General features: G+C 71.0%; 10 protein-coding genes and 1 rRNA gene. 6 read left to right on the forward strand and 5 right to left on the reverse strand.

The window, feature by feature from the left end; all coding sequences use genetic code 11:
* Positions 1 to 34: 34 nt before the first annotated feature.
* Both ACFY12_RS30285 and ACFY12_RS30290 read right to left on the reverse strand, forming a co-directional pair.
* Entirely contained in the window at positions 35 to 802 is a 768-nt protein-coding gene (locus ACFY12_RS30285; RefSeq protein ID WP_390719112.1) for a phosphatase PAP2 family protein, read from the reverse strand.
* A 226-nt stretch (positions 803 to 1,028) separates the two neighbouring features.
* The gene (locus ACFY12_RS30290; protein WP_390719113.1) at positions 1,029 to 2,033 is read right to left on the reverse strand and encodes an NlpC/P60 family protein; all 1,005 of its coding nucleotides are present in this window, start codon (positions 2,031 to 2,033) and stop codon (positions 1,029 to 1,031) included.
* A gap of 507 nt (positions 2,034 to 2,540) precedes the next feature.
* On the opposite strand from ACFY12_RS30290, the gene ACFY12_RS30295 reads away from it, so the two are divergent.
* From ACFY12_RS30295 to ACFY12_RS30320, 6 genes are all read left to right on the forward strand, one after another.
* The gene (locus ACFY12_RS30295) at positions 2,541 to 2,849 is read left to right on the forward strand and encodes a hypothetical protein (protein ID WP_046930918.1); all 309 of its coding nucleotides are present in this window, start codon (positions 2,541 to 2,543) and stop codon (positions 2,847 to 2,849) included.
* Positions 2,850 to 3,530: 681 nt separating this feature from the next.
* A complete protein-coding gene (locus ACFY12_RS30300; protein ID WP_390719114.1) occupies positions 3,531 to 4,391 on the forward strand; it encodes a hypothetical protein in 861 nt (286 codons plus the stop codon).
* Complete coding sequence (locus ACFY12_RS30305; protein WP_390719115.1) at positions 4,381 to 5,688, forward strand: hypothetical protein; 1,308 nt, start codon at positions 4,381 to 4,383, stop codon at positions 5,686 to 5,688. Before ACFY12_RS30300 ends, ACFY12_RS30305 begins: the two co-directional genes overlap by 11 nt.
* Entirely contained in the window at positions 5,685 to 7,259 is a 1,575-nt protein-coding gene (locus tag ACFY12_RS30310; protein WP_390719116.1) for an SCO6880 family protein, read from the forward strand. Before ACFY12_RS30305 ends, ACFY12_RS30310 begins: the two co-directional genes overlap by 4 nt.
* Before the next feature lie 22 nt (positions 7,260 to 7,281).
* Entirely contained in the window at positions 7,282 to 8,712 is a 1,431-nt protein-coding gene (locus tag ACFY12_RS30315) for an ATP-binding protein (RefSeq protein ID WP_390719117.1), read from the forward strand.
* On the forward strand, positions 8,709 to 10,448 hold the full coding sequence (locus ACFY12_RS30320; RefSeq protein ID WP_390719118.1) for a TraM recognition domain-containing protein: 1,740 nt from the start codon (positions 8,709 to 8,711) through the stop codon (positions 10,446 to 10,448). Before ACFY12_RS30315 ends, ACFY12_RS30320 begins: the two co-directional genes overlap by 4 nt.
* A gap of 54 nt (positions 10,449 to 10,502) precedes the next feature.
* Here the strand turns inward: ACFY12_RS30320 and ACFY12_RS30325 are convergent, their stop codons facing one another.
* From ACFY12_RS30325 to rrf, 3 genes are all read right to left on the reverse strand, one after another.
* Positions 10,503 to 11,228, reverse strand: coding sequence for a TetR/AcrR family transcriptional regulator (locus ACFY12_RS30325; RefSeq protein WP_390719119.1), 726 nt, complete (start codon positions 11,226 to 11,228; stop codon positions 10,503 to 10,505).
* Entirely contained in the window at positions 11,225 to 12,286 is a 1,062-nt protein-coding gene (locus tag ACFY12_RS30330; protein ID WP_390719120.1) for a saccharopine dehydrogenase, read from the reverse strand. The genes ACFY12_RS30325 and ACFY12_RS30330 overlap by 4 nt, the downstream gene beginning before the upstream one ends.
* A 113-nt stretch (positions 12,287 to 12,399) precedes the next feature.
* A 5S ribosomal RNA gene (gene rrf / locus ACFY12_RS30335) occupies positions 12,400 to 12,487 on the reverse strand; the annotation flags it as partial.

The following is a 12,487-nucleotide window of genomic DNA, read 5'->3' on the forward strand; positions in this document are numbered from 1 at the left end:
CTCTTGCGTCGTCCGGTCTTGTGTCGTCCGGCCCTCAGGCCGCCAGGTCCTTGTCCCGTCCTTTGTGCCCGTGCGGCACCGCCGTCCCCGTGGCCATCACCGACCCGTCCCCGGCATCCCGCCCGCCACGGCCGCCGGCACCCTCACCGTCCACGGCACCGTCACCGTCCACCACGACACCCCGCGCCCGTACCAGCCACGCCAGCCACCCCGCCTTCGACCGGCCGATCGCGGTCGTCAGCGGGACCAGCAGCGCCTGGGCGAGCGGCGCGAGCAGCAGCGCGACGGCGGTGCCCAGCGCGAACCCGCCGATCACATCGGTCGGGTAGTGCACGCCCATGTAGACGCGGCAGAAGCCCTCGGCGAGCGCCAGGGCGATCCCGATCAGGCCGTACTTCCGGTGGGCGATGAACAGTCCGACGCCGACCGCCATCGTCAGCGTCGCATGATCGCTGACGAACGAGAAGTCGCTCTTGCCGGGGATCAGCACTTCCAGCCCGGCGTGGTCCTTGAACGGCCGCGGCCGCTCGACGAACGCCCGGATCGGGATGTTGGCCAGCAGCGCGACACCGGCGGCCAGCGGCGCCCAGACCAGACCGGCGACCGCGGACGGCGCGTCCGGCCGGCGGCGCGCGAACCACCAGGCGATCAGACACAGCACCGCGAGGCCGGCGATGATGCCGTACTCGCCGATGTACTCCATGGCCGTATTGACCCAGGCGGGGGCGTCCTTCGCGAGGCCGTTGACGCCGTCGAGCACGTCGACGTCGGGGTTCGGCCCCTCGAGTGCGAGTCCAGCCATCTGCCGCGGCCCCTTATCTTTCGCGCGCGCGAGCGCCTTCGTCTGCTGTCGGCCCCCGTGGTCGTCGTGCGTGTGCTGCTGCGAGCGCTGCTACGTCACCACGCATAGGAAACGTGATCGGCCACCCGGGCGTTCCACTCTCCACCGGATGATCACCAGGACGTTATCGAAGCTTGACTCATCCTGGCCCATCGCCGCAGTTCAGAGCCTGTCTGCGCGCCTATTTTCACGCAGCGTCCGCGGTCGGGAGCGCTTTTGCGCCATCCGATGTGACCCGGGTCGCACCGATGTAGTCCGGCGTATCGATCTTGTCGAAGCGGATCACCGCACCGGTGTAGGGCGCGTTGATCATGTATCCGCCGCCGACGTACATCCCCACATGGTGGATCGACCGCGGATCGCCCAGATCGTGCGCGAAGAACACCAGGTCCCCGGGGAGCAGCTCGCTCCGCTTGGGGTGCGGTCCGGCGTTCCACTGGTCGTTGGCCACCCGCGGCAGTTCGATGCCCACCGAGTGGTACGCGGCCTTGGTGAGCCCGGAGCAGTCGAACCGCCCGCCCTCCTCGGCCGTCCCGTTCCCGCCCCACAGGTACGGCGTGCCGAGCTTGTCCTGTGCGTAGTAGATGGCGCCCGCGGCCTGCCGGGACGGCGCCACCGGGGCGGTCGGCGCCTCGAAGCTCTTCGCCAGGGTCGTGATCGTCTTCACATAGTTCTGGGTCTCCTGGTAGGGCGGCACGCCGTCGTACTGGATGACGCGGTACGCCCCGGCGTTGTACGCGGCGAGCATGTTGTGCGTGGCGTCGCCCGACGCCTTCTTCACATAGCCGGCCAGCTCGCAGTCGTACGAGGCCGCCGACGCGATCGCGTCCGCCGGATCCCATACGTCCCGCCTGCCGTCGCCGTTCCCGTCGATGCCGTGGGTCTGCCAGGTGCCCGGGATGAACTGCGCCATCCCCTGCGCGGCCGCCGGGCTCTGCGCCTTCGGGTTCCAGCCGCTCTCCTGATAGAGCTGGGCCGCCAGCAGCGCGGGGTTTATCGCCGGGCAGAGCGTCCCCCACTTCTGCACCAGCGACTGGTACGCGGCCGGCACCGCGCCCTTCGCCAGCCCGACCGCCCGCCCGCCGGCCCCGGCGAGCCCGGCCGCCGCCACGAACGTACCGATCAGCAGCAGCCCGACCAGGCCGAACAGCAGCCCCGCCCCGAGCCCGCCGGCCACCCAGAATTTCCGCACCTCACAACCCTCCCCCATTCAGGCCCGGTTCACTGCCTCTTTCCGGCCGCTCGGCCGATGCCCTCGCCTGGTCCCTCGCCCGGTTCGTCGCCCGGTCTCGCGCCCGATCCCTCGCCGCCACCCCGATGATCATTGCTCACGGTTATCACCCGTGATACACACGGTGAGAGTAGTCGGTTCAATGGACGGCGTGCGCCCACAGGTGCACCCGCTTCCGCGGCCGGACCCCCTGCCGAATCCCCGGCCGAATCCCCGGCCCCAGACATCGAAGAAGACACCGAAGAGGGCACCGGAGAAGGCATCGAAGACGTCAAAGAAAGGCTCCGAGTCGGCTTCTGACGATGCCTCCGGCGTCTCCGTCGGACAAGATAGAGGCCGGAACCCGTGCCGCGTCCTACGGGGATCGACGACATACCCACCTCATATCCACCTCATAATCAATCCACAGTCAACATGGTCAACTACCCATTAGGGGCGGTGAGTTCACACATGGCGCACATGTCACAGATGTTCCTTGCGGCCGAAAAGGGCGACATCACCACCATCATCGGCGGAATCGCCCCGGACTGGGGCCCGTTCGGCAGCCTGGGCAACGAAGCCCGTGTGATGGTCGAAGTGGTCATGGCGGTAGCGATCCTGCTCTGCCTGGGCATCGCCATCTGGGGCGCCGCCAAACAGCGCATCGGCGCCACCGCACTGCGCGACACCTTCAGCGCCGAACAGGGCAAAGGCCTGATCGTGGCCGGCCTGACCGGAGTCTTCATCATCGGCTCCCTGGGGACGCTGTTCACCATCGTCTACGGCATGGCGGTCTAGATCGCCTAGATCGTCGAGGTCGTCCAGATCGTCCACGGCATGGCGGTCCAGGCAGCGGGACGGCGGTCCGGGCGGCGCGGTGCGGCGCGCGGCCCAGGTGGCAGCCCCTGCCCCCGGTGACCGCCACCAGCCAACCATCGTGGCCCGCCTGCGCGACACACCCTGCCGCTGCACCGCCCGCGCACCCGGGCATGCGTCCGTCCCCGCGCCGTCCCCCATGCGCCCCGCCCACCCGTCCCCCGCCTCTCTCCGCCGTCCCGTGCCCCCACTCGCTCCCACCCGGCCGTCCGCCGGCCGCACCTCCCCTGCCGAGGCCCCATGCTGACGCCCCCTCACCCCAGCCCGACGGGGTCCTCGCCATGCCCGCGGCACCGCCGTCACCAGCGGACCGATTGGGCGGCCCGCTGTGCGGGGACAGGTGGTTCCGAAGGGGGCAGGCAGGCGCCGGGCGGCGCAAGAGGGCGACAGCGGATGCGGAGCGGGCAATGATCACAAACCACCCAGAGTCCCCCATTCGCCTTCGCCACACCGCACCTGAGGACCCGTCACGGTGAGATGTACTCGTACCACCGCACCCGAGCCGCCGCCCACGCGGCTACGGTCATATGAGGGCGGCACAACGCGGCACAACAACGACACCGACGGCGACGGCGGCAGAGCGGCAGAGGGGGCACAGGCGCGATGAGTACCGGTGAGGACGGCGGCTACGGCGGCGACGGCCACCGTGGTCCCGGGACGGGCCAGACCCGGACCAGACTTCCCGAGAGCGAGGGCGACCTCTACGGCTCGGCACGGCGGCCGCGGTCCGGGCTGTCCAGCCGTAACCTCGTCACGATCGTCGGGGTGATCGTCCTGCTCCTCGCGGCGATCGCGTTCGCCAACCGCGGCGGAAGCGGCAACAACGAGTCCCCCGCCGCCGGCGCCCCCGAGGACGCCGACGCCGCTGCCGCCCGGCCGACGGCGCCCACCGGCACCAAGCCGGTCAGCGGCAGGAGCCTGGGCATCGCCGCGGGGTTCGCGCAGACGAAGCAGGGGGCGGAGTCGGCGGCGGCGAACTACGCGGTGGCGCTCACCAGCGACGGCATGTACCAGGCCGCGGCCCGGCAGAAGATCGTCAGTGCCGTGTATGCGCCATCGGTCGCGGCAGTCCGCAAGAACGACCTCGACAAGGTGTACTCCGACCCGGCCTTCCTCGGCCGGATCGGACTCAAGCCGGACGGCACTCCGCCCAAGGGCATGACCTTCGTCTCCCGCGCGAACCCAGTTGGCACAAAGACCGAAGCGTTCAAGGACGGTACCGCCAAGGTCTCGGTCTGGTACTCCGCCCTCTTCGGCCTCGCGGGCACGGAGTCCAAGAACCCCGTCGCGGAGAGCTGGTACACGAACACCTTCGATTTGAAGTGGATCGACGGGGACTGGAAGGTCACCGACTTCACCCAGAAAGAGGGGCCTGCCCCGGTCGGGCGCGACCAGCAAGCCGCGTCTGCCGAGGACATGACCAAGGCCGTGCAAGGGTTCGGGGGGTTCACTTATGCCCGCTAGCAGTCGCCGCCGTACCCTCTCGCTCACTGCATTGGTGACGGGCGTTCAGACAGCTGCCGTACTCCTGGCCTCGAGGGCCGCCGCTGCTCCGTCCCCCAAGCCAAGCAACGACCCCTGCGACCTCATCCGTGGTCCCGCCAGGCAGTACTGCCAGTCGGGCGAGACCGGCTCCGCCCCCAAGGCCCCCACCAGCCCCCTCGACAACAACCCCCTGGACCCCCTGTCCTCCCTCGCCAAAGGCTGCGCCAAGGCCGCCGCATGGATCGTCGACAAGCTGTCCGACGCGGTGAACGCGACCTCGCAGGTGGACTTCACCAATGCGGCGTTCCTCCGGCAGTACGCCGTCGTCTTCGCCGCCTCCACCGTCCTCACGCTCGTCCTCTGGCTGCTGGCCGTGGCCAAGCGGGCGGTGCGCGGGGTGCGGCTCACGGAGGCGATCAGCGAGGCCGTCGGGTTCCTGTGGCTGACGGTGCTGGCGTCCGCGTTCACCCCGCTGATCCTGTACACCGTCGTCTCGGCGACGGACGGCGTCACCGAGATCATCGCGAAGGGGACGGGCGCGCAGACCGACACGTTCTTCGGCGGGTTCGCGAAGGCACTCACCAAGGGCACCGACATCGGCGGCGGGCCGATCATGCTGATCGTGGTGTCCCTGGTCTCCGTACTGGCCGCCGGTGTGCTGTGGCTGGAGCTGGTGATCCGGGCCGCGCTGCTGTACGTCGGGGCGCTGCTCGGGACGGTGGTGTACGCCGGGCTGGTGGACAAGAACATGTGGGGGCATGTGCGCCGCTGGGCGGGCGTCATGATCGCGGTGATCATGGTGAAGCCGGTCATCGTCATCGTGCTGGGCATCGCCGGTGCGCTGTCCGGCAACACCGGCCCGAACGCCGTCTCCGCCGTGGTCTCCGGCCTCGCGATCATCCTGCTGGCCATCTTCGCCAGCGCGGTGATCTACCGCTTCGTCCCCGGCTTCGGCGACGAGATCGCGGCCTCCCGGAACAACCGGATGAGCCGGGGCGCCGAGAACGCCGCGGCGGCGGTGCTCAGCTCCCCCGCCGCGCTGGTGTCGCAGGGCATCAAGACGCACAGCTCCCGCCGGTCCGGCGGGGACGGCGGAGCCCAGGCGCAGAGCGGACAGGGCGGCCCGTCCCGGCCGTCCGACGCGGTGTCCGGCGGAGTCGCGGCCCACAGCTCCCGCACCTCGGGCACCCCTTCCCCCGCCGCCCCCGCCCCCCGTACGAACCCCGGCTCCGGCGGCGCCCGCACCGGCAAGACAGCAGGAGGTGACGGGCGTTGAGCACCCAGTCCCACTCGATGTCCCACCCGATCGCGCCACGGCGCACGTACCTGATCGGCCGCGCCCGGCCCAACGCCATCGTCGGCAAGAACCGCGAGACCGGTGAGATCGCGCTGATCATCGCGGGCGCGTTCCTCGGCATGATGTGCGGGCTGCTGGTGCCCGTGCTGTCGCTGCGGATCGTGACCCTGACCGGCTTCCCGATGGTGGGGCTGGCCGCCGTCTACGTGCCGTACAAGGGCCGTACGTTCTACCGGTGGTTCGAGATCCGGCGCAGCTTCCGCCGTACGGTCCGGCAGGGCGCGGTCTACCGCTCGGGCACCGCGGAGGCGGGCATCCGGCTGGACGGGCGGGAGGTGGAGATCGGACCGCCGCCCGGCATCGGGCGGATCACCTGGCTGTCGGCCCCGTTCGGGCCGGACGAGATCGCGGTGCTGCTGCACGCCGACCGCCGGACGGTGACCGCGGCCATCGAGATCGAGGGCCCGGGCGTCGGGCTGCGGGACAGCGAGGACCAGGAAGCCCTGGTCGACCGGTTCGGGACGCTGCTCAAGCACGTCGCCAACGGCGACGGCTTCGTGACCCGGCTGCAGATGCTGGCCCGTACGCTGCCGGCCGACCCGGACGCGCACGCCAAGGACGTCGCCCAGCGCGGTGACGCCCACGCACCCCCCTGGCTGCGGGACTCCTACGACCAGCTGCAGTCGATGGTCTCGACGAGCAGCGAACAGCACCGGGCGTACCTCGTCGCCTGTATGCACTACACCCGCGAGCTGGCCGCCGAGGCGCACACCATGGCGCGGGCCGCGCGGATGCACCAGGGCGGGCTGCTGCGCAAGAAGCTCGACCGGGACGCCGGGCTGGCCGTGGTGATGGCCCGTGAGCTGACCGATATCTGCGCCCGGCTCGCCGAGGCCGACATCCGGGTACGACAGCCCCTCGGACAGGCCCGGCTGGCCTCGCTGGTGCACTCCATGTACGACCCGGACCACCCCATCGACCACCTCCAGGCGATGAGCAAGCGCAACGCCTGGCCGGCCGAGCTGGACGCGACGGAGCCGACCTACCTCCAGGCCAAGACCCGGGAGTCGACGACCCGCGCGCCGTGGTGCCACGCCACGGCCTGGATCAAGGAGTGGCCGCTGACCCCGGTGGGCGTCAACTTCCTCGCGCCCCTCCTGGTGCACACCCCGGATGTGATCCGTACGGTCGCGGTCTGCATGGACCTCGAACCCACCGAGATCGCCATCGAACGGATGCTGACGGAGAAGACCAACGACGACGCCGAGGCCAGCCGGGCGGCGAAGATGAACCGGGTGGTCGACCCGCGGGACGTGGCGCACCACGGGCGGGTGGACCAGCGCGGTGAGGACCTGGCGTCCGGCGCGGCGGGCGTCAACCTCGTCGGCTACCTCACGGTCTCCTCCCGCTCGCCCGAGGCGCTCGCCCGCGACAAGCGCACCATCCGCGCCTCGGCCGGCAAGTCCTATCTGAAGCTGGAGTGGTGCGACCGGGAGCACCACCGGGCGTTCGTCAACACCCTGCCGTTCGCGACCGGGATCCGCCGCTAAGCCGCTGGGAGGCGCGCACGTCATGGCCACGCTCGATCCGCTGGGAACGCTCACCGAGGCGTTCACCGGGTTCCTCTTCGGGAAGGTGGAGACGACCCGTCTGCCCGTGCGCACCTCCACCGGCCAGGCCCAGGCCGTCTACCTGCCCACCGCCGCCCCCGGCCTCGGCGACTCCGGCGTGATCATCGGGCGTGAGGTCTACAGCGGCAAGGGCTATATCTACGACCCGTTCCAGTTGTACGGCCAGCAGCTCCCCGCCCCCCACTGGCTCGTCCTCGGCGAGTCCGGCAACGGCAAGTCCGCGCTGGAGAAGACCTACGTCCTGCGCCAGCTGCGCTTCCGCGACCGGCAGGTCGTCGTCCTGGACGCCCAGGGCGAGGACGGCGTCGGCGAATGGAACCTGATCTCCCGTCAGCTGGGGATAACTCCCATCCGCCTGGACCCGACCGCCGCCCTCAACGGCGGCATCCGCCTCAACCCCCTCGACCCGTCGATCACCACCACCGGGCAGCTGGCCCTGCTGCGGACGATCATCGAGGTCGCCATGGGCCACGGCCTGGACGAGCGCTCCGGCTTCGCCCTCAAGGTCGCCCACGCGTACGTCAACGACACGATCACCGACCGCCAGCCCGTCCTGACCGACATCGTCGAGCAGCTGCGGCACCCGGAGGCGGAGTCGGCCGAGGCGATGAACGTCGACATAGACGACGTACGGGCCTGGGGCCTGGACGTGGCGCTGGTCCTCGACCGGCTGGTCGACGGTGACCTGCGCGGCATGTTCGACGGCCCGACCTCCGCGGGCATCGACCTCGACGCGCCCCTGATCGTCTTCGACCTCTCCCATATCGACCGGAACTCCATCGCGATGCCGATCCTGATGGCGATCGTGGGCGTGTGGCTGGAGCACACCTGGATCCGGCCCGACCGGAAGAAACGCATCTTCCTGGTGGAAGAGGCCTGGCACATCATCAACTCGCCGTTCGTGGCGCAGCTCTTCCAGCGGCTGCTGAAGTTCGGCCGGCGACTGGGCCTGTCGTTCGTCGCGGTCGTCCACCACCTCTCCGACGTGGTCGACGGCGCGGCGGCACGGGAAGCCGCGGCGATCCTCAAGATGGCCTCCACCCGGACCATCTACGCCCAGAAGGCGGACGAGGCACGGGCCACCGGGCAGGTCCTGGGCCTGCCGCGCTGGGCGGTCGAGATCATCCCGACCCTCACCCCCGGTATCGCGGTCTGGGACGTCAACGGCAACGTCCAGGTCGTCAAACACCTGGTCACCGAGGCCGAACGCCCGCTGGTCTACACCGACCGGGCGATGACCGAGTCGGCTCCGGTGCCGACGGACGAGGCGCACGCCCTGGAGGCGGCGGCGGACGCGGAGGCCGAGGCGCGCGCCGAGGCCATTGCGATGGAGCGCAGATGGCGGGACGAGTCGAGCGAGACGGTGGCGTGAGACGCGGATACGACGACGAGCGGCGCGAGAGCCGCGGCCATGACCGGCGGCGCGCGGGCCACGGCCACCACGACCGGCCGTACGGCGGCCGGGAGCGCGGCATCCCGGACTCCCTCCTGGTCGGGCTGCTCGCCTTCCTGCTGGGCCTGACCCTGCTCGTGTGGACGGCGACCGGGCTGGCCGGACTGTTCGCGCACGGCGCCTGGCCCGACGGGGTCGACTACCCGGGTACGCCGATGGCGCTACGGCATCTGGTCTCCGCACCGCACGACATGGCCGCGGCCTGGCCCGGCACCCCCAGGAGCCAGCTCCCCGGTTACGGCCTGTTCTGGGGCATCCTCATCGGCGAGGTGATGGTGCTGCTGGTCCTGGCCCTCTTCGCGCTGGGGACGATCACCCGCTACCGCGCCGTACGGGCGGCGCGACGGTCGGCGCGACGGGCAAGGCCCCGGGGGGCCGGGGACCGGGCCGGTGGGCATGGCGGCTCCGGGGACTTCGGCGAACCCGGGCACCTCGGGAAAGCCGGGGCCATCGGCCAGGCCGGGACTCTCGGGCAGACCGGGGTTCTCGGGCAGACCGGGGCTCTCGGGGAACCCGGGGAGCAGGCACGGGACGCGGCCGCCGCGGAACCCATGGTCCCCGCAGCCGCCGCAGCGCCCGCAGCCCCCGCGACGCCCGTACCGGCACTCGCCGAACAACCGCCTGCCGCCTCCGAACCCGCCACACCCACCGGCCCGGTCCCCGAGCAGCGCACCACCTCCCCGGCCGGCCCCCGCCCGCTCACCGAGCTCCCCCTCCCCCGCGTCCAGTTCGCCACCACCGACCCCACCGACCCCACCGCCGCCCGTGCCGCGGCCACCGCCATCGCGGCCGCCGCCCCGGGCCCCCTGGTCGTCGCCACCACGGACCCCGCCCTCTGGGCCGAGACCAAGGACTCCCGGGCCAAACTCGGCCCCCTGCTGACCTACGACCCGACGCACCGCCTCGACACCCCGGCCCGGCTCCGCTGGTCGCCGACCTCCGGATGCGAGGACGTGTCCACCGCCGCCGCCCGCGCCGCCGCCCTGCTGGCCCCGGTACGGCCGTCCGGCGTGCTCGACTCGGCGGTCGCGGACGCCGCACAGACGCTGCTGCGCTGCTGGCTGCACGCCGCCGCGGTGGACGGCCGGCCGTTCCGCCAGCTGCACCGCTGGGCGCACACCACGGGCGGAGCCCAGGAGCCGGTACGCATTCTGCGCACCAGCGCCAAGGCATCGGCCGGGCAGGCCGGCGAGCTGGAGTCCGTACTGACCGCGTACGCCGAACGCAGTGAGCTGGCCAAGGAGTTGGCCGGCCGTGCGCTGACCGCCCTCGCCTCCCTTCACATCCGGGATGCGTGCACTCCGCTTCGCACGGATTCGCTCCTCCTCGAATCATTTATCGATGAGGGGGGAACGCTCTATGTGGTAGGTGATCCCATCGAGGATCCGCGTACCGACCCGGGTGCGATGCCCCTGCTCACCGCACTCCTCTCCAGCGTGGTCGAGCACGGCCGCCGCATGGCCGAACGGTCATCCGCCGGCCGGCTCGACCCACCACTCACCCTCGTCCTGGACGACATCGCGGCGCTCGCCCCGCTGCCCGCGCTCCCCGACCTCCTCGAAACCGGCCGCACCCGCGGCCTGTTGACGCTGGCCACCATGCGCTCCCAGGAACAGGCCCGAGCCCGCTGGCCGCACCGCTCACTGCCCGTCTGACCCAGGCGCAACGGGATGGGCCCTGGCACATCAGCCTCGCCCCTCTGGCTCCCCTTACTCCCCTTGCTCCCCTTGCCCCCCTGAATCCCGGAGCAACTGCACGGCGAACAACCCCAGTTGCGCATCCATCGCGGCCGACCGGCTGCCCACGATCCCCGACCGCAGCAACGCCGCCCCTTCGAGCAGCGCCACGAACGTCTCGGCCCTGGCCCGGCACAGGTCACCCGGCCAGTCAGGCCGCCCCTGCCGCACGAACGCCTCCACGTGGGCAACGTACTTCTGGTAGAACTCCCGGACCACGACGGCCACATCGTCATCCCGCGCCGCCAGCGCCCACACCTCGACGTAGAGCCGGGTGAGCCGGGGATCGTCCTGCTCGGCAAGGAGCACCGCCACCACCGCGTCCGGCTCCGCCGCCCCGGCCCCAGCCCCGACCCGGGTCCCGATGGCCGAGGGATCGTCACGCACCATCCGCAGCCCCGTCGTCTCCGCCAGCCGCTCAAGCGACCGGTCCAGCGCCCGCTCCAGCACCGCCTTGATCAGATCGGCCCGGCTCGGAAAGTAGTGCTGGAGGTGCCCGACCCGCACCCCGGCCTCGGCGGCGATCGCCCGCAGCGGCGCATCCGCTCCCTTGGCCACCAGCACGGCCTCGGCCGCATCGAGCAGACTCGTCCGCCGAATGCTCCCCTGCCGTGTCAGCGACGACACCTTGCCGGCCCCCGACCCCTTCCCCCTCTCCGTCTCCATCCCCTTCTCCGTCCCCTTCTCCCTCTCCGTCACGACAGCTCGACCTCCACACCCGCCTGCTCCAGCACACCGACGACATCCCGCGGCACCGGCGTCATCTCGGGGAACACGACCCCGCCCGGCGCGGCGGCACCGTCCTCCCCCAGCACCCGACGCAGCCCCAACAGCCCGCCCAGCGCGGTCAGATGCGCCTGCCCGGCCGGGTCGGTCAGGGTCGCCGTACGCCGCTCACCGTCCCGCCCCCGGACATCGATCCGCAGCAGCGCGCTGCCACCCTCCCCCGGCGAGTACAGCATCGACCGCCGGACCGACGCGAAGCGATCCCCGCGGCCCCACCGGAAGAACCCTGTCCGCTTGAGCGCCAGCAGAGCGGACGTCGATGAGTTGGCGCTGAACCCGATCCGCGTGACGGCCGTATCGACCCCGAGCACCAGCGGCAAGGTGAACTGCTCCGGAGTGTCGATCCGCGCCACCTTGGTCCGGTACCCGCCGATCGTCACGTAACCGGCCCCGCTGAGCGGCATCACCATCCGCCGCTCACCGTCCTCGGCCACCTCGTAGTCGAGCCCCAGCCGGTCCATGAACTCCACCGAGTCGGTACCCGACCGGTCCTTGAGGTCGTACCGGATCGCGATCTCCACCGCGGCCGCCCCACCGATATCGGCCGACAGCCCCGCGGCGACCAGCGCGCTCACCCCGCCCATCCAGCTGGACGACAGCAGCACCGGCGCCTTCGGGGGCTCCACCGCAGCCACCGCCGTGGCCCGCTGCAACCGCGCCGTCCATCGCGTGATGTCCACGTACGGCACACCACCCCGGATCGCCGCCAACAACACCCGGTCATCAGGGTCGTTGACGGTGCTGATCACAGCCCGCACCCGGGCCGAAAAAGGCTCCGGGTCGCTCAGGTCCCAGCGCCGCACCTCCGCACCGACCTCGTCGGTCAGCGCCTTGCCCCGCTCCGGCGTACGCCCGGTGAGCAGCAAGGGCCACGAGGAAGCCGCCAGCCGGGCCAGATCCCCGCCGACGGTCCCATAGCCGCCCACGACAAGTACCGGGCCCGTCACATCAAGTTGGATGTCATCGTCCACATCAGTGAGACTAGGTCAGCTGACCTAGAATCACAATGCCCGCCTGCCCCGGAACGCAAAAAAGCCTCGTTCCCCGAGTCGAAACTCGGGGAACGAGGCTTTTTCCAAAAATTGTTCGGCGGCGTCCTACTCTCCCACAGGGTCCCCCCTGCAGTACCATCGGCGCTGAAAGGCTTAGCTTCCGGGTTCGGAATGTAACCG

Source organism: Streptomyces sp. NPDC001339 (assembly GCF_042895955.1).
Classification (GTDB): Bacteria; Actinomycetota; Actinomycetes; order Streptomycetales; family Streptomycetaceae; genus Streptomyces.

What these genes read in the sequence shown, in the direction of transcription:
- ACFY12_RS30285 (WP_390719112.1), bottom strand. Translation starts at nt 802, where the DNA reads ATGGCTGGACTCGCACTCGAGGGGCCGAACCCCGACGTCGACGTGCTC.
- ACFY12_RS30295 (WP_046930918.1), top strand. Translation starts at nt 2,541, where the DNA reads ATGTTCCTTGCGGCCGAAAAGGGCGACATCACCACCATCATCGGCGGA.
- ACFY12_RS30300 (WP_390719114.1), top strand. Translation starts at nt 3,531, where the DNA reads ATGAGTACCGGTGAGGACGGCGGCTACGGCGGCGACGGCCACCGTGGT.
- ACFY12_RS30305 (WP_390719115.1), top strand. Translation starts at nt 4,381, where the DNA reads ATGCCCGCTAGCAGTCGCCGCCGTACCCTCTCGCTCACTGCATTGGTG.
- ACFY12_RS30315 (WP_390719117.1), top strand. Translation starts at nt 7,282, where the DNA reads ATGGCCACGCTCGATCCGCTGGGAACGCTCACCGAGGCGTTCACCGGG.